Below are 15,514 nucleotides of genomic sequence, written 5' to 3'. Positions count from 1 at the left end.
TCCTTTCGCACCTTGTGCGTTTTTATGGGGTCAGGCGATCCGGTCGCGGTCAGGCGGCGACCGAGGACGCGCCTTCTTCTTCCGGCAGGGTGATCGTCACCATATGTTCGGTGGCGTGCTGGCCATCGAAATGGGCATCGCGCTTGTAATGCGCCTTGTCGGAAAGCTCCCCACCGACCCCGCGGGCAAAGCTGCGGAACAGCGCCCAGGAGGCCTCGTTATCCTTGGTAATGGTCGTGTTGAGCTGCTGTGCCTCGGCACAGGCATCGCGGCCGATCAGATGCTCCAGCATCTTGCCGCCAAGACCGAGCCCGCGCGCGCGCGGGCTAACAGCCACCTGCCAGACAAACAGCGCATCCTCGTTCGGGATCATGTGACCGGAGATCCAGCCGACGATATCGCCATTCATTTCCGCCACCACGCAGGTGTCACGGAAATGCTCGGCCTGAACGATATTGCAGTACATCGAATTCTCATCCAGCGGCTTGCACTCGCGCACAAGCTCCCAGATGGCGGAGCCATCGGTGCTGCGCGGTTTGCGCAGGATGAGCGTCCGATTACGGTGCTTTTCGATCTCGTTCACGTCTTTGGGCATAGAATCTGATCTCTGTTTTGCTTCGCCTTACTAACTAATGAACCCGCCCTCTGGTTGCAACCGATACGGCAAAATTTAGCCAATATCAGCTAAATAGCTGGTATAACGGGGGTTTTAGCGATATCATCGCCGAAACCCTGCAAAAAACACCTTAGTCAAGCAAAATATTTTCTCGAATAGTTTATCAATTGAACGATTCCTGTATTTCATGTGATGATCGCATCATGAGCAAAGCCGCAGACAATCGCCTGGATGAAGCCCTTATCGCGTTGCGCCGCATTCTGCGCGCAACCGAGCTTTATGAGCGTGAACTGGCACAAGCAGCCAGGCTGACCCCGGCCAAATTGCGCGTGCTGCAAATCCTGGCCAGCCGCGAGGGCGGCAGCGCCACGCCTACGGCACTGGCCAATCAAATGGGTGTCAGTCAGGCGACGGTAACCGCGCTGGTCGATCAGCTGCAAAAGCGCGAGATGGTCAACCGCCAGCGCTCCAGCATGGATCGCAGGCAGACCAATGTGGTCATCGCAGAAGCGGGAACCGAGGCATTGAAAAATGCCCCGAACGCCTTGCAGCAGCATTTCGTCAAGAATTTCGAGAAGCTCGAAAACTGGGAACAGCAGATGGTTCTTGCCGTTCTGGACCGCGTTGCAGGGATGCTCAACGCCGGGGAAATCGAGGCATCCCCCGTGCTGACCATCGGCGATATCCGTAAGGATCGCGGCCGCCTGTGACATCGGGCGGTTCCGGAGGCGGCGAAAACCGCCTCCTCCCGGAAGCCCCGCTCACAACCAGCCCCGCGCATGACACCAAGCTGTTACGGGCATGATGTTCAGACCATCATCTCTTTCGTCGCGGTCAGCTTCAGGTCAGGATGGTCGCGCTCAATGCGGTCGATATCCCATTGCAGCCGCGTCAGATAGACTAGGTCGCCGTCATGATCATAAGCCATATGTCCCTTGTTGGCGTTGGCGAAGATATCGACCTTGTCCTTCGCCCCCTGCACCCACCGGGCAGATGTGAATTGCGAACCCTCGAAGCGCACCGGGATGCCGTATTCCAACTCGATCCGGCTCGCCAGGACCTCGAATTGCAGCGCGCCGACCACGCCGACGATGAAGCCCGACCCGATGGCAGGCTTGAAGACCTTCGCCGCTCCCTCTTCGGCGAATTGCATCAGCGCCTTTTCCAGATGCTTCGCCTTCATCGGGTCCGTGGCGCGCACCGATTGCAGCAGTTCCGGTGCAAATGACGGAATGCCGGTAAAACGCAACGGCTCGCCCTCGGTCAGCGCATCGCCGATACGCAACTGCCCGTGGTTCGGAATGCCGATGATATCGCCCGCCCAGGCCTCTTCGGCCAGCTCCCGGTCGGCGGCAAGAAACAGCACCGGGTTCGACACCGCCATCGGCTTTTTCGTGCGCACATGAGTCAGCTTCATCCCGCGTTGGAAATGTCCCGAGGCCATGCGCAAAAAGGCCACCCGGTCGCGATGCTTGGGATCCATGTTGGCCTGCACCTTGAAGACGAAACCGCTCACGGACTTCTCCTCTGGCGCGATCTCGCGGCTGGCAGAGTTCTGTGGCTGTGGTGCCGGGCCGTATTCGCTGATCCCCGTCATCAATTCACGCACGCCGAAACTGTTGATCGCGCTGCCGAACCAGATCGGTGTCAGATGACCTTCAAGGAAGGATTGGCGATCGAACTCCGGCAGAAGCTCGCGCGCCATCTCGATCTCTTCTCGAAACTTTCCAAGCAGGTGCTCCGGCACATGATCGGCCAGTTTGGGGTCGTCCAGCCCGTCTATCTTCACCGATTCCGCCACCCGATTTCGGTCGGCCCGGTCCATGAGCTCCAAGCGGTCGTTCAACATATCGTAACAGCCGACGAACTCGCGCCCCACCCCGATGGGCCAGCTCGCAGGAACGACATCGATGGCCAGGTTTTCCTGAATCTCGTCGATGATCTCGAACGTATCCCGGCTTTCGCGGTCCATCTTGTTGCAGAAGGTCAGGATCGGCAGATCGCGCAATCGGCAGACTTCGAACAGTTTGCGGGTCTGGCTCTCTACCCCCTTGGCCCCGTCGATTACCATGATCGCCGCATCCACGGCAGTCAGGGTGCGATAGGTATCCTCGGAAAAATCGCTGTGCCCCGGCGTATCGACAAGATTGAAGCGATGACCGTCGAAATCGAACGACATCGCCGAAGCAGAGACTGAAATGCCGCGATCCTGCTCCATCTTCATGAAGTCCGACCGCGTCCGCCGCGCCTCGCCCTTGGCCCGTACCTGCCCGGCCATCTGGATGGCGCCGCCATAAAGCAGGAATTTCTCGGTCAGCGTGGTCTTGCCCGCATCCGGATGCGAGATGATCGCAAAGGTCCGGCGGCGGGCGATTTCGGGCGGGAGTTCGGGGCGGTTGCTCATGCTCCGGCATGTAGCCTGCAGGACCGCGCGGTGCAATCACCCTTCATCCATATCAAGACGCCCCGGTCTCTATGGGGCCATTCTCTTCTTCTTTGTGCAAATACCTTGCAGGGGGTCTGGGGGATGCAAAATCCCCCAGTTGTCGCGGGATGCAATCCGGCAGGGTAAAGAGCGCTATTCCGCAGCCTCGTTATGCGCCGTTTCAGAACCGGGTTTCATGCGGAACCCACGCTCCAGTTGATCGAAGGGCGCGACAGGGTAATCGCCCGAGAAGCAGGCATCGCAATATTGCGGGCATTTGGCGTTGCGCCCGCTCGCCTCACCCACGGCGCGATAAAGCCCGTCCAACGACACGAAAGACAGCGAATCGACACCGATATATTCGCGCATCTCATCGGGCGTCATCTGTGCGGCCAGCAGCTTGTCGCGATCGGGCGTGTCGACGCCGTAAAAACACGGCCAGGCAGTCGGCGGGCTGGCGATGCGGAAATGCACCTCGGCGGCACCGGCATCGATGATCATGTCCTTGATCTTGCGGCTGGTGGTGCCTCGCACCACGCTGTCATCGACCAGCACGACCCGCTTGCCACGGATCAGGGCGCGATTGACGTTCAGTTTCAACCGTACACCCATATTGCGGATCTGGTCGGTCGGCTCGATGAAGGTGCGGCCCATATACTGGTTGCGGATGATCCCCATCCCATAGGGAATCCCCGATTCCTGCGCGAAACCAATTGCGGCGGGGGTGCCGCTATCGGGCACTGGGCAGACCAGATCGGCCTCGATCGGAGCCTCGCGGGCCAGTTCCACCCCGATCTGGCGGCGGGTCTCATAGACAGAACGGCCACCGATGATCGAATCGGGGCGTGAGAAATAGACATGCTCGAAAATGCAGAAACGCCCCTGAGAGGGGCCGAAGGGGCGCGATGTCTGGACCTTGCCCTTGGAAATGACGACCATTTCGCCCGGCTCCACCTCGCGCACGAACTCCGCGCCGATGATGTCCAGCGCACAGGTTTCTGAGGCCAGCACGAAGCCGTCATCCCCGACCCGGCCCAGCACCAGCGGGCGGACGCCAAGCGGGTCGCGCACACCGATCAGCTTGGTCCGGGTCATCGCGATAACCGAGAACGCGCCCTCGATCCGCCGCAGCGCATCCTTCATCCGCTCGGGAATGTTGCGCTGGATCGAACGGGCCATCAGGTGAATGATGCATTCGCTGTCCGAGGAGGACTGAAAGATCGAACCGCGTTCGATCAGTTCCCGGCGCAGGGCGGCGGCATTGGTGATATTGCCGTTATGGGCGATGGCGCATCCGCCCATGTGAAACTCGCCAAAGAACGGCTGCACATCGCGGATGGCGGTATTGGCCTTCGATCCCGCGGTGGAATAGCGCACATGCCCGATGGCCAGGGGGCCCGGCAGCGTCGCCATCACATCGGCCTTGGTGAAATTGTCGCGCACATAGCCAAAGCGATGCGCGCTGTTGAACCCCTGATCCGCGTCGTGGGTAACGATGCCGCCCGCCTCTTGCCCCCTGTGCTGAAGGGCATGGAGCCCCAATGCGACGAAGCTGGAAGCGTCGGCCACACCGATCGCCCCGAAAATTCCGCATTCCTCGTGAAGACGGTCCGAATCGAACGGATGGGCCAGAAATGGTTGCATTGGCGATCCTGAATAGCGTCTGGCTGTCATTGGGTATGTAGTGCGGCGGACATCAAAAGTCACGCCCCCGCGTGGCTGCGAGGGCGGATTTCCTTCATCATTTCGTCATGAATGTCACCGAATCGATACCCGGATCAGTTCGCGGCAGGCGGCGTCTGTTCCGCATCGACCGCTTCGCCGGTCGAAGTGCAGCCATCGACCAGCTGCTCGTAGCGGCGAACGATCCAGCCGGGCGCGTCGTCGGGGATCTGCTCGTCCATCTCTCCACGCAACCGCTCGAACACCTGGGCCGAGCGGGAATTGTCGACCATGGCGACCTGCGAACTTGTCATAACGCGGTCATAAACGATGAACGCGATTGCGACGATCAGGATGCCGCGAGCCGCGCCGAACAGGAAGCCCATGCCTTGGTCGATGCCGCCAAGGGCCGATCGCTGCACAACCGAGGAAAACAGCGGCGTGACAATCGAGAAAACCACCAGTGCAAGCGCGAACACCACCGCGAATCCGGCGATCGTTGCCAGTTCGCAACTATCGCCGAGAAAACGTTCTAGCACCGGAAGCTGTGCGATCATCGGGCGCACGGTCGCGGCGAAAATGAAGGCCAGCACCGCTGCGGCGATCCAGCCGAGGATGGCAAGCGATTCGCGCACGAATCCCCGCGACCATGCCAGAATCGCAGAGAGGATGATGACCACGGCCACCACCGCATCGATTATCGTGAAACCGTCCATAGCATTGCCCCTGCGCCGGATATCGTTGCATTTCAGGCGGTTCAGCCGGCGCCGAAAACCTCGCCCACAAATCCTGTCAAATCGGCAATACGCCTGAGGCCCATGCCGCCCAAGCCCTCGACCTTCTGGCCTTCGGGTAAAATCGCTTGTGAAAAACCAAGTTTTTGCGCCTCTTTCAACCTGTTTTCCGCCTGAGCGACCGGTCGAAGCGCCCCGGACAGGCTGATTTCACCGAAAAGCACTGCCTCCGGTGGAAGAGCGCTGTCCTCTCTCGCGGACAACAGCGCCCCCGCGATGGCAAGATCGGCGGCGGGTTCGTTGACGCGCATTCCGCCCGCGACATTCAGGAAAACGTCCAACCCCGTGAAGGGGATGCCGCAGCGCGCCTCGAGCACGGCAATGATGGTCGAAACGCGCCCCGAATCGAGCCCGACCACGGTGCGGCGCGGCGAGGCCAGCGTCGAGGGGGCCACCAATGCTTGCACCTCGGTCAGCACCGGGCGGGTGCCCTCGATCCCGGCGAAAACGGCGCTGCCGGGCACCGGCTGGCCGCGTTCGGACAGGAACAGCGCCGAAGGGTTGGCGACCTCGGCCAGCCCCGCCCCGGTCATCTCGAACACGCCGATCTCGTCCGCGGGACCGAAACGGTTCTTGACGCTGCGCAGGATGCGGAACTGGTGACCGCGCTCGCCTTCGAAATACAGGACGGTATCGACCATATGCTCGACAACGCGGGGACCGGCGATCTGGCCATCCTTGGTGACATGGCCGACGATGACGATGGCCACGCCACTCCGCTTTGCAAAGGTGACCAGCTCATGTGCGGCGGCGCGGACCTGCGCCACGCTACCGGGCGCCGCCTCGACATGGTCGGCCCAGAGCGTCTGAACCGAATCGATGATCGCCAGGTCGGGTTTCTCGCGATCCAGCGTGGTGAGAATATTGCGCAGATTGGTCTCGGCACCCAAGCGCACCGGCGAGTCAGTCAGGCCAAGGCGACCGGCACGCATCCGCACCTGCGCGCTGGCCTCTTCGCCACTTATATAGACGGCATTAAGCCCGGCCCGCGCAAAGGCCGCGGCGCCTTGCAGAAGCAATGTCGATTTGCCGATCCCCGGATCGCCACCGACCAGAACCGCCGATCCCGGCACCAGCCCGCCGCCCAACACGCGGTCCAGTTCGGCCAGCCCCGAATGACCGCGCGGCGGAGGCGCCTCCTCCGTGGCAAGCCCCGACAGGGGAACGGCACGCCCCTTGGCGGCCCCGAGACTTCGGCCCGGCCCTTGCGACAACGGCGCCTCCTCGGCGATGGTGTTCCACGCACCACAGGCATCGCAGCGCCCGGCCCATTTCTTGTGGGCGGTGCCGCAGGCGGTGCAGGTGAAGCTGGAGACGGGTTTTGCCATGCACCGCTTGTCGCACCAGATGTCGGGTGCCGCAATATAGGTATTTGAGCAAAGAAGAAGACCTCACGGCATTGTCGGCTTGATCTTTCCCGGCGGTGCGGTCAGGGTCTGCGCGCAATTTCAGAGGCTTCACGCATGTCCAGCCCCGCGCCCTTTTCCCGGTACGAATTCATGATCGCCTGGCGATACCTGCGCGCACGCCGCGCAGAGGGCGGTGTCAGCGTCATGACATGGATCAGCCTGATTGGCATCGCCCTTGGCGTCATGGCGCTGATCGCGACGCTCTCGGTGCGGGCCGGGTTCCGGGCCGAATTCGTGGACACTATTCTTGGGGCGAACGCGCATACCACCGTCTACATGGCGCCGCAGCGGGTCGAGAACGAGTTGACCGAGGATGTCTATGTCGTCCCCGGCCGAATCCAGGATTACGACGCCATGGCCACGAAGCTGGCCGAATTGCCGGGGGTCGAGCGGACCGCCCCGATCGTGCGTGGGCAGGTCATGGCGACGGCAAACGATTCCTCGAACGTGGCCGAGGTCTTCGGGGTGTCGCTGGATGCGCTCAAGGCGATGCCGAGGATCGTCGATCCCCAGACCTCGCAGGGCAATGTCGAGGATTTCGACAAGGGCGTTGCCATTGGCGCCGGAATCCAGCGCGAACTTAACCTTAATATCGGCGACAAGATCAAGCTGATCGCACCGGAAGGGGCCAAGACCCCGGTCGGCACGACCCCTCGGGTGAAATCCTACGAGGTGACCTATGTCTTCAGTGCCGGACGCTATGACATAGACCGCACGCGGATCTACATGCCGCTAGCCGAGGCGCAGGATTATTTCAACCGAGAGAACGTGGCCGACGAGATAGAGGTTTTCGTCAGCGATCCCGAAAAGGTGGATGACTGGACGCTGCCGCTGTTGCAAGCAGCGGGGGACGGCACGCAGGTTTGGAACTGGCGCGATGCCTCGGGCAGTTTCCTGTCGGCGCTGGACATGGAGGACGACGTGATGTTCGTGATCCTTTCGGTCCTTGTGCTGATCGCTTCGATGAACATCACCTCTGGCCTGATCATGCTGGTCAAGAACAAGGGCGGCGATATCGGAATCCTGCGGACCATGGGCCTGACCGAGGGATCGGTGTTGCGTGTCTTCTTCCTCTGCGGGGCCTTCACGGGAATCATCGGGACATTTGCCGGTGTGATCCTTGGCGTAGCCCTGGCGCTCAACGTGGATAGCATCATGGCGGGGCTGAACGCCCTGACCAATGGCGGGGCGTGGCAGCCGGAAGTCCGGGGCATCTATCGCCTGCCGGCCGAATTACGGGCATGGGATATTTTCCGCGCCGTGGCCCTGTCGTTGACACTGTCCTTCATCGTCACGATTTTCCCGGCGCGCAGGGCGGCGCGGATGAACCCGGTGGAGGCATTGCGTTATGAGTGAAGTCCTGCGGCTGGAAGGCGTCTCGAAAACCTACGGCAAGGACGGCCCCGCTCCGGTCGAGGTGCTGCACGGGCTGGATCTGAGCGTTGCCCGTGGCGAGGTGGTCGCCCTTGTCGCCCCTTCAGGTGCGGGCAAATCGACGCTGCTGCATATCGCCGGGCTGTTGGACACACCGGATTCCGGACGAGTGTTGTTGAACGGCCGTGACCTCACCGGGCTGGGCGACCGTGCCCGAACGGAAGCGCGACGGCAGGAACTGGGATTCATCTATCAGTTTCATCATCTTCTGCCCGAGTTCAGCGCCGCCGAGAACATCATCCTGCCGCAGCTTGCCAATGCCACCAGCCAGCGGGCAGCAGCGGAACGGACCACGGATTTGCTGGATCGGGTCGGGCTGGCCCATCGCGCCGATCACCGGCCCGCGCAATTGTCGGGCGGCGAACAGCAGCGGGTGGCCTTTTGCCGGGCGTTGGCGAATACCCCTGCCCTGCTGCTGGCGGATGAACCCACCGGCAATCTCGATCCCGAGACCTCTGACCGCGTCTTCGAGGTGCTGATGACGCTGGTGCGCGAAACCGGGCTGTCGGCCCTGATCGCCACGCATAACCACGCGCTGGCCGAGCGGATGGACCGGGTGATCGGGCTCACCGGAACGGGCTCCTGACCGGTGGAGAGGCAAGGGGCACAATGATGAAGGCGATGGTTCTGGCCGGGCTTTGCGGCACGGCGGCCCTGCCCGCCGCAGCCGATCCCTTCGAGGATTTCGGCACCGCGATGAAATACGGCTTGCCTGCCGTGGCGGCGGTCTGCGCAGCGCGCGACGACCGGCTGGAAGATTTCGCGGTTCGCGGGCTCTTGCATGTGGCGGTGGTGGTAGCGCTGAAATCATGGACGGATGGCAGCCCGATTTCGCGACGACCGTCGGGCGAAGGCAGCGGCTTTCCCTCGGGCCATGCCTCGTCCGCGAGTTTCGGCGCAGCGGATTTGGCCGGAAAATGCTTCGATGACGAGCCCCTAGCAGGCGCAGCCGCCTATGGCGCAGCCGGACTGGCCGCAGCAAGTCGGGTTCATGCCGGAGAGCATACGGCACAACAAGCCATGACCGGTGCTCTGATCGGCTTCAGTTTTGGTGCCGCAAGTTTCGGAATCGGCGGCGAAGGCGCCGAGTTCAGCATCGGCATGCGGTTCTAGGCTCAGGACCCATTGATTGGCTTTTGGGTTTGCGATTCATCGCCAGACAAATGAGCGGTGACATGAGCAATCTCCTTGCAGAACCTGAATCACGTCGAACAACCAAAATCAATGGGTCTGGAGCCTAAGACGCAACGCCCGTCTGGATTCCAACGGATCAGGATCGTCCAATAAGATTTCGGGTGATGGTGTGAGAGAAAAATTGCTGAGAACCAAACTTCGTGAACTAGGTGCTTGATGCCGATCAATCGAGGGCTAAGAGTGAGTCGTGGAGTCTCAGCTGGGCCGGACAAATGGTCAGGAAAAGTGTTCCGGACTCAAAAACCGTCAACCCGTAATTCATTGATATATCTGGATAATATTTGGAAGCACCACAAAGATTTGCCCTCGGCACACGAAATAACACAATGAAATCAATTGCGGCTTTGTCACATCGAGCGTTGGTTCTGCCTTTTTTATCAAAAAGCCTTGCCTCCTTCCGAGCATGACAAAAGCTGACATTACGCCGGCTCTATCAGATATCAAGGTCAGATCAGACGACGTTGGAACGCCGAAGCATCATGATGTTCCGCAAACCTAACGGAAGTGGTATCGCACCATTGCTCAGTTGATGATTGAATTCATCGTCGCTCGATCGCCCGGACAGTTCAGCCAATTCGTTCGGGGAAATGTGCGAGGCCTGAAATTCCTCAAAAGATGTCCTGCAGCTGTATTTTCCATAGCGAATCCTCGGACTCTTGCGCTTCGTGGGTGGTTTCAAGAAACCTGCTTCACGCAAACGATACACTGTCGGTCTGCTAAGGAAATCTTGACAGACCGAGCAAAGCGACGCAGATAGGATGCACAAGGCTTTGAGGTTCGCGGGTGCTTGCACCTTCCCTCATGGTCAAAAGAGTTAGAAGGCTCGTTGCCATTAGGCAGCGGGCCTTTTTTGCTATCAACCTTCAAGGAAATGTCCTGACAAAACAAGAATGGAAACGAAGCGAGAACATATTGAGCGCATAGCATGGGGTGGCGGATTGAGAGCAGACCATTGGAGGCTTGAAACACCTAATCGCCGGACGCTCACAAGACTTGTCCTCAACGCACGAATAATACATTGAAATCAAATGACGGGGGAGAAATATGCCGATCTGGCGCCAGCATACTTCGTTTTCATCGGCATTAAGCGACTTGGTTTCGCGGAAACACCACGTTTCGTCGCTTGCCGAGAACTAATGGCTGAGCGCCGTGTTTTCGCTGAAAGGCAGCCTCTTCTGACTGAGATCGCCCAGATTGATTGGCAAGTGTTACAAGGGCAATATACTTCGAACGGACATTCTTCAGAGATTGAGTGCAAACGTAGGTTCGTTCCCTATTGCTCCAGTATTCCCACACCAGGACCGAACGAAGAATGCCGGCAGCAATGAGACTGTGCACGGTACGGACTGGCCCGCCCCATCTGATTGGTCCGGTTTGATTGTTAGTGCATGAGCAGGCTCGGGTCTATCGATACGATGGTTTCCGGTGCCGGCGGGCGATAGCCCAGAGCACTATGCGGTCGTTTCGTGTTGTAGTGTTTTCTCCATTGTTCGATCAGGATTTGTGCTTCTCGCAAGCTGTAAAAGATCTCGCCGTCGAGCAGTTCATCCCTGAACCGGGCATTGAAGCTCTCGCAATAGCCGTTCTCCCAAGGTGAACCTGGCTCGATATAGGCCGTTCTGGCACCGACAGCCTTGATCCAGTCCTGAACAGCCTGGGCCACGAACTCGGGGCCGTTGTCGGAGCGAATGAACCCCGGCACGCCCCGCATGATGAACAGGTCGCTCAAGGCATCGATCACGTCATTCGAACTCAGCTTGCGCTTGACCCTGATCGCCAGGCATTCCCGGCTGTGTTCATCCAGGATGTTCAATGTCCGGAACACCTTGCCATCATCGGTGCGGCCATGAACGAAATCATAGGACCAGACATGATCACGATATTCCGGCCGGAGCCGGATGCATGATCCGTCGTTCAGCCAGAGCCGGCCTTTCTTCGGTTGTTTCATTGGCACTTTAAGCTTCGTCGGGCAAACAGTCCCCCGGACTGTTTCCTGATCCTCCTCAGTCTCGCCGCCACAGCCTTTCGACGCGTTTATCGTTCACCTGCCATCCAGCTTCTCTCAGCAGAGCTGCGATCCGACGATAGCCTGAGCTGCCATATTGACGGGCCAGTTCGATCATGTCTGCGACCAGCCGCTCTTCGTCGGCACGTCCTTGCGGTGGATATCTTTGGGTGGAGCGATGTTGGCCCAGCACACGACACACACGACGCTCGGAAACCTTCATCTGGCTGCGCACATGATCGATGCAGGCGCGACGGCGAGCGGGGCTCAGAAGTTTCCCTTGGCATTCGGCATGTCATTCGAACCAGTGGCATTCCATGCCTCATTCCCCCAAGATCAGCTTGTCCAACGTCAGCTCCGACACAGCCCTTCTCAGCCGTTCATTGTTCGCCTGCTCTCTCGAACCGGTGGCGTTCACAGGCTCAATTCTGAAGTCGCTTGAGTTCTTTCAGTTGGTCGCTTCCCATACCGCCATATTGCTTGCGCCAACGGTAATAGGTCTGTTCGGTAACGCGAACTTCACGGATCGCATCGACACGCGACATTCCTTGGCCGACCAAGACCTCAACTTGCCGCAACTTCGTGACAATTTCTTCGGGTTTGTGACGCTTGTTCGCCATTTCTGATCCTCCGTTTTCCTAGCACTACTTTGGCAGATTTTTCTCACCCGCTGCGATACGCCTTTCGCAATGAGGGCATCGAATAGGCGGTGGACGCTCCAGGATATCGAGGATTGCTTGCCTGACGGCTGGCATGGTTGGTTGTGGGGGTGGTCCCGGGACTCTTTTTCCCCCGTCCCGCAGCCTTGAGGCGGCGGGATTGGAGGAAGGCGTAGGCGATCATCGTCATCAGTGCGTGTCGGTGAAGACCCGTCCAGGACCGCCCCTCGAAATGATCGAGACCAAGCTCTTCCTTGAGTTGTTGATGCGCCTGTTCGCAGATCCATCGGGCCTTGACGGTAGCGGCGAGCGTCTTGAGGCAGGTGTCGGCTGGCAGGTTCGAGGCGTAATATTTCCGTTCGCCGGTCGCACGGCGTTCACCGATCAGCCAAACCTCCTCGTCACCAGGCATAGCCTGCACACGGCCATCCGCCATGCGATGCCGATAGCCATCGGCGATGCGGACACGGATTGCGGCGAACTGGCAATTCAACCTGCCTTTGGTCCCACGCCTCCAGCTGACCTTCCGCCATTTCTCGTCCTTCAGCATCTGTTCAGCGGAAACGGCCACGCGGTCGGGGAGGTGATATTTGCGGCGGCGACCGCGTCCCACCTCGGGAAAGACCAGCCCGACATCCGCCGGATAGACGTTCTGGCGCCGCGACAGGCCGACCGCCCATGCAAGGCCGCGCTCGCTCAGAGACTGGCGGAAAGGCCCGCCCGATCCGTAACCCGCATCGGCCAGCACACAGCCGAAGCGGACGCCCGCATCCCTCACCCGGTCAATCTCCTCGATGGCAATCTCAGGTTTACTCAGGGCCGCTCGCCGATATTCCGGCACCCGGGCTCGGGCCATGCGGTCGGGATCGTCGGTCCAGACTTCCGGTAGAAACAGCCGCAACCCCACCGCCACCGGCACCTCGCGCGACGCCAGTGTTACCGAGACCAGCGACTGGCAATTCGCGGTCTTGCCCAGCGAGGAGGCATATTGTGGCGCAACCCCAACCGAGCGTTCGCCCTTCTTCGGCAGACAGGTATCATCGATGACCAGAAAGGCCTCCGCGCCGCCAACCAGCCTGTCGGCCTCGGCCAGCAAGGCCGCTTCCAGCGGCGCGCTGTCCCAGACCCCGTCGGCGATGAAATGATGCAGTTGGTCATAGCTGACCGCCCTGTCCCGCTCGGCCATCGGCTGCACGCTCTTGCGATCACCCGGGCCGATCAACCCGGCAACATAGGCCGGACACATCCGCCCCCGCGTCTTGTGCCCAAGCCCCGCAATAAACGGTGCCAGCCATGTCTCCAGATCGTCCCGCCAGTTCTCCATAATCCGCCAGCCTCCCTCAAAGCTGGCTCCCTATGAATCACCCAAAACACCTCCCGTGAATCCGGAGATTGTCGTATCAGCAAAAATCTGCCAAAGTAGTGCTAGGCTCCAGACTCATTGCGTTTCAGAGCCAAAATAGGATCGTCGCGGCAAGTGCGATGGCGGAGAGGAAGGTCTCCGGGCAGCGGTCATATCGGGTTGCGACTCGCCGCCAATCCTTCAGCCGACCAAACATGATCTCAATCCGATTGCGGCGTTTGTATCGCCGCTTGTCGTATTTCACCGGCTTCTTGCGGGACTTTCGACCCGGGATGCAAACCTTTATCCCCTTGTCTTTCAATGCTTCTCGCAGCCAGCCGGCATCGTATCCCCGGTCCCCCAGGAGCCAATCCGCCTTCGGCAAGCCGTCCAACAGGGCCGCCGCGCCGGTATAATCGCTCACCTGTCCCGCCGACATGAAGAACCGGATCGGGCGGCCCTTCGCATCTGTGACCGCATGCAGCTTGGTGTTCATGCCGCCTTTTGTGCGCCCGATCTGGCGGTTTCGCCCCCCTTTTTAACCTGCAGGCTCGAGGCCGTGCGGTGCGCTTTCAGATATGTCGCGTCGATCATGATCGTCTTGTGGTCCGTGCTTTCGGCGGCCAAGCCCATCATGATCCTCGCAAAGACCCCGCGGTCGCTCCAACGTTTCCAGCGATTGTAGAGTGTCTTCGCCGGGCCATATTCCTTCGGTGCATCGCACCACCGCAAGCCGTTGCGATTAATGAATATTATCCCGCTCAGAACACGTCGGTCATCCACCCGGGGGCGACCATGCGACTTCGGGAAGTAAGGTTCGAGGCGCGCCATCTGCGCGTCAGTCAGCCAGAAGAGATTGCTCATGTCACCGCTCTTTTTTCTGGCGATGAATCACAAACCCAAAAGTCAATCAATGGGTCCTGAGCCTAGAGTGGCTGGTTCAGGCATCATACTTGGCATGGCCGCCTGAGAAGGATGTGAAGCACGAGACTGTCTACTCGCCGGGCAAAGAGGACCACGCGGAGAGCAACAGGCGAAACTACATCAATATGTTGGCGGCGATTCAAACACCCGATGTTGTCAGTGCATTTGAAAGACTTGCAAAGTCAAAGGTACTTTCGAGCTACCGAGACACTTTCTTGTATCAGATCGAGTTGATGAAGCGAGGAGCGGGGAGAAGGCCGGAAATCTTACCTGATGAAGCAATTCAGTTTCTCAACGATCAGTCCAAGCCACCATCGACTGTGGAAGAGTTCAGGAAGCTCTGCCAAACGCATCTAGAGACGCTCCTCGAGCGGCTGCATACTTCCGACGATGATGAAAGCGCCTTCTTCCGGCGGGGCGAAGCGAAAGAAGGCGATTTAAGAAATTGGCTTGCCGCCCGCCTGAGAGACGTGGGGGAACGCTACTACACCGTTGTCAGGGAGCAAGAAGTTGCGGGTGAGAAGCGGCCTGATCTCAGGATGCACTCAAGAGTTGATGCTTTAGGGAAGGTGTCGGTCGAAATTAAGCTTGCCGATATGAAGCATTGGACTGGGGATGAGCTGGTCAACACTCCGGGTGAACAGCTTTCGAAGCAGTATCTGTTTGAGCCTTCGTCCCACACAGGTATCTATGTTCTTGTAAATGCAGCTCGTCCAAGAAAGCTCGAGAAAGACAAGACCAAGAAGGTCAAAAGAAGCGCCTTTCGTAAGACCGTCGCTGGCAAAGCGGTGAACTTCGAGGAACTCGTGGCGCGCGTGGGAGAGAAGTGTGCGGCAGTAAATGAGGGACTCGCTGACGGTAAGATGGTGGCCGCAGTGACGCGCGACATCTCCGAGAAACCGTCTGATACTATGTAAACGGGTTCCGTGAACCAAACGGCCGCTTTGCCAAGTCTATCTTTTGAAAGCAGCACTTGCAGCGAACTTCCGGTTTCCGCCCCAAGAGGCACGACCTCTTGGCCCTAGGTAGCGCGAATCACATAGAACAGTC

General features: G+C 59.4%; 12 protein-coding genes and 1 pseudogene. 5 read left to right on the top strand and 8 right to left on the bottom strand.

Features of this window, described 5'->3' with window-relative positions:
* Window positions 1–49: 49 nt before the first annotated feature.
* Window positions 50–595, bottom strand: a complete 546-nt coding sequence (ectA, locus tag JHX88_RS04185) for a diaminobutyrate acetyltransferase (RefSeq protein ID WP_076525539.1) — start codon at window positions 593–595, stop codon at window positions 50–52.
* A 224-nt stretch (window positions 596–819) separates the two neighbouring features.
* On the opposite strand from ectA, the gene JHX88_RS04180 reads away from it, so the two are divergent.
* Entirely contained in the window at window positions 820–1,326 is a 507-nt protein-coding gene (locus JHX88_RS04180; protein WP_076525537.1) for a MarR family winged helix-turn-helix transcriptional regulator, read from the top strand.
* Between the two features lie 98 nt (window positions 1,327–1,424).
* Here the strand turns inward: JHX88_RS04180 and JHX88_RS04175 are convergent, their stop codons facing one another.
* From JHX88_RS04175 to radA, 4 genes are all read right to left on the bottom strand, one after another.
* On the bottom strand, window positions 1,425–3,020 hold the full coding sequence (locus JHX88_RS04175) for a peptide chain release factor 3 (protein WP_076525535.1): 1,596 nt from the start codon (window positions 3,018–3,020) through the stop codon (window positions 1,425–1,427).
* Window positions 3,021–3,194: 174 nt separating this feature from the next.
* Window positions 3,195–4,685: an amidophosphoribosyltransferase gene (gene purF, locus JHX88_RS04170; protein ID WP_076525533.1), complete on the bottom strand. Its 1,491-nt coding sequence runs from the start codon at window positions 4,683–4,685 to the stop codon at window positions 3,195–3,197.
* Between the two features lie 134 nt (window positions 4,686–4,819).
* A complete protein-coding gene (locus tag JHX88_RS04165; RefSeq protein ID WP_076525531.1) occupies window positions 4,820–5,419 on the bottom strand; it encodes a CvpA family protein in 600 nt (199 codons plus the stop codon).
* A 41-nt stretch (window positions 5,420–5,460) separates the two neighbouring features.
* Window positions 5,461–6,825: a DNA repair protein RadA gene (gene radA / locus JHX88_RS04160; RefSeq protein WP_076525529.1), complete on the bottom strand. Its 1,365-nt coding sequence runs from the start codon at window positions 6,823–6,825 to the stop codon at window positions 5,461–5,463.
* Window positions 6,826–6,960: 135 nt separating this feature from the next.
* On the opposite strand from radA, the gene JHX88_RS04155 reads away from it, so the two are divergent.
* Genes JHX88_RS04155 through JHX88_RS04145 form a run of 3 tightly spaced genes read left to right on the top strand, consistent with a single transcriptional unit; the run spans window position 6,961 to window position 9,453 of the window.
* Window positions 6,961–8,262 carry a lipoprotein-releasing ABC transporter permease subunit gene (locus tag JHX88_RS04155; RefSeq protein ID WP_076525527.1) on the top strand — a complete coding sequence of 434 codons (1,302 nt, stop codon included), beginning with the start codon at window positions 6,961–6,963 and terminating at the stop codon, window positions 8,260–8,262.
* Complete coding sequence (locus JHX88_RS04150) at window positions 8,255–8,926, top strand: ABC transporter ATP-binding protein (RefSeq protein WP_076525525.1); 672 nt, start codon at window positions 8,255–8,257, stop codon at window positions 8,924–8,926. The genes JHX88_RS04155 and JHX88_RS04150 overlap by 8 nt, the downstream gene beginning before the upstream one ends.
* Window positions 8,927–8,949: 23 nt before the next feature.
* Complete coding sequence (locus tag JHX88_RS04145) at window positions 8,950–9,453, top strand: phosphatase PAP2 family protein (protein ID WP_076525523.1); 504 nt, start codon at window positions 8,950–8,952, stop codon at window positions 9,451–9,453.
* Window positions 9,454–10,915: 1,462 nt separating this feature from the next.
* Here the strand turns inward: JHX88_RS04145 and JHX88_RS04140 are convergent.
* The 3 genes and pseudogenes from JHX88_RS04140 to JHX88_RS04130 form a co-directional block, all read right to left on the bottom strand.
* Window positions 10,916–12,159 (bottom strand): annotated as a pseudogene (locus JHX88_RS04140) (IS3 family transposase).
* 43 nt (window positions 12,160–12,202) lie between these two features.
* Window positions 12,203–13,522 carry an IS701 family transposase gene (locus tag JHX88_RS04135; protein WP_272848116.1) on the bottom strand — a complete coding sequence of 440 codons (1,320 nt, stop codon included), beginning with the start codon at window positions 13,520–13,522 and terminating at the stop codon, window positions 12,203–12,205.
* 124 nt (window positions 13,523–13,646) lie between these two features.
* A protein-coding gene (locus JHX88_RS04130) for an IS5 family transposase (RefSeq protein ID WP_272848100.1) occupies window positions 13,647–14,404 on the bottom strand; the annotation gives its coding sequence in 2 pieces (ribosomal slippage) (window positions 13,647–14,080 and window positions 14,080–14,404; 759 coding nt in all).
* Window positions 14,405–14,517: 113 nt separating this feature from the next.
* Here JHX88_RS04130 and JHX88_RS04125 point away from each other — a divergent pair.
* Window positions 14,518–15,381 carry a hypothetical protein gene (locus tag JHX88_RS04125; RefSeq protein WP_272848184.1) on the top strand — a complete coding sequence of 288 codons (864 nt, stop codon included), beginning with the start codon at window positions 14,518–14,520 and terminating at the stop codon, window positions 15,379–15,381.
* Window positions 15,382–15,514 lie beyond the last annotated feature (133 nt).

The organism is Paracoccus saliphilus, from assembly GCF_028553805.1.
Classification (GTDB): Bacteria; Pseudomonadota; Alphaproteobacteria; order Rhodobacterales; family Rhodobacteraceae; genus Paracoccus; species Paracoccus saliphilus.
This window is presented reverse-complemented; position numbering and strand designations above follow the sequence as displayed.

Excerpts from the sequence above, each read along its gene's own strand:
- JHX88_RS04175 (WP_076525535.1), bottom strand. The coding sequence starts at position 3,020 with ATGAGCAACCGCCCCGAACTCCCGCCCGAAATCGCCCGCCGCCGGACC.
- JHX88_RS04145 (WP_076525523.1), top strand. The coding sequence starts at position 8,950 with ATGATGAAGGCGATGGTTCTGGCCGGGCTTTGCGGCACGGCGGCCCTG.
- purF (WP_076525533.1), bottom strand. The coding sequence starts at position 4,685 with ATGCAACCATTTCTGGCCCATCCGTTCGATTCGGACCGTCTTCACGAG.
- JHX88_RS04180 (WP_076525537.1), top strand. The coding sequence starts at position 820 with ATGAGCAAAGCCGCAGACAATCGCCTGGATGAAGCCCTTATCGCGTTG.
- JHX88_RS04155 (WP_076525527.1), top strand. The coding sequence starts at position 6,961 with ATGTCCAGCCCCGCGCCCTTTTCCCGGTACGAATTCATGATCGCCTGG.
- radA (WP_076525529.1), bottom strand. The coding sequence starts at position 6,825 with ATGGCAAAACCCGTCTCCAGCTTCACCTGCACCGCCTGCGGCACCGCC.
- JHX88_RS04150 (WP_076525525.1), top strand. The coding sequence starts at position 8,255 with ATGAGTGAAGTCCTGCGGCTGGAAGGCGTCTCGAAAACCTACGGCAAG.
- JHX88_RS04165 (WP_076525531.1), bottom strand. The coding sequence starts at position 5,419 with ATGGACGGTTTCACGATAATCGATGCGGTGGTGGCCGTGGTCATCATC.
- JHX88_RS04135 (WP_272848116.1), bottom strand. The coding sequence starts at position 13,522 with ATGGAGAACTGGCGGGACGATCTGGAGACATGGCTGGCACCGTTTATT.
- ectA (WP_076525539.1), bottom strand. The coding sequence starts at position 595 with ATGCCCAAAGACGTGAACGAGATCGAAAAGCACCGTAATCGGACGCTC.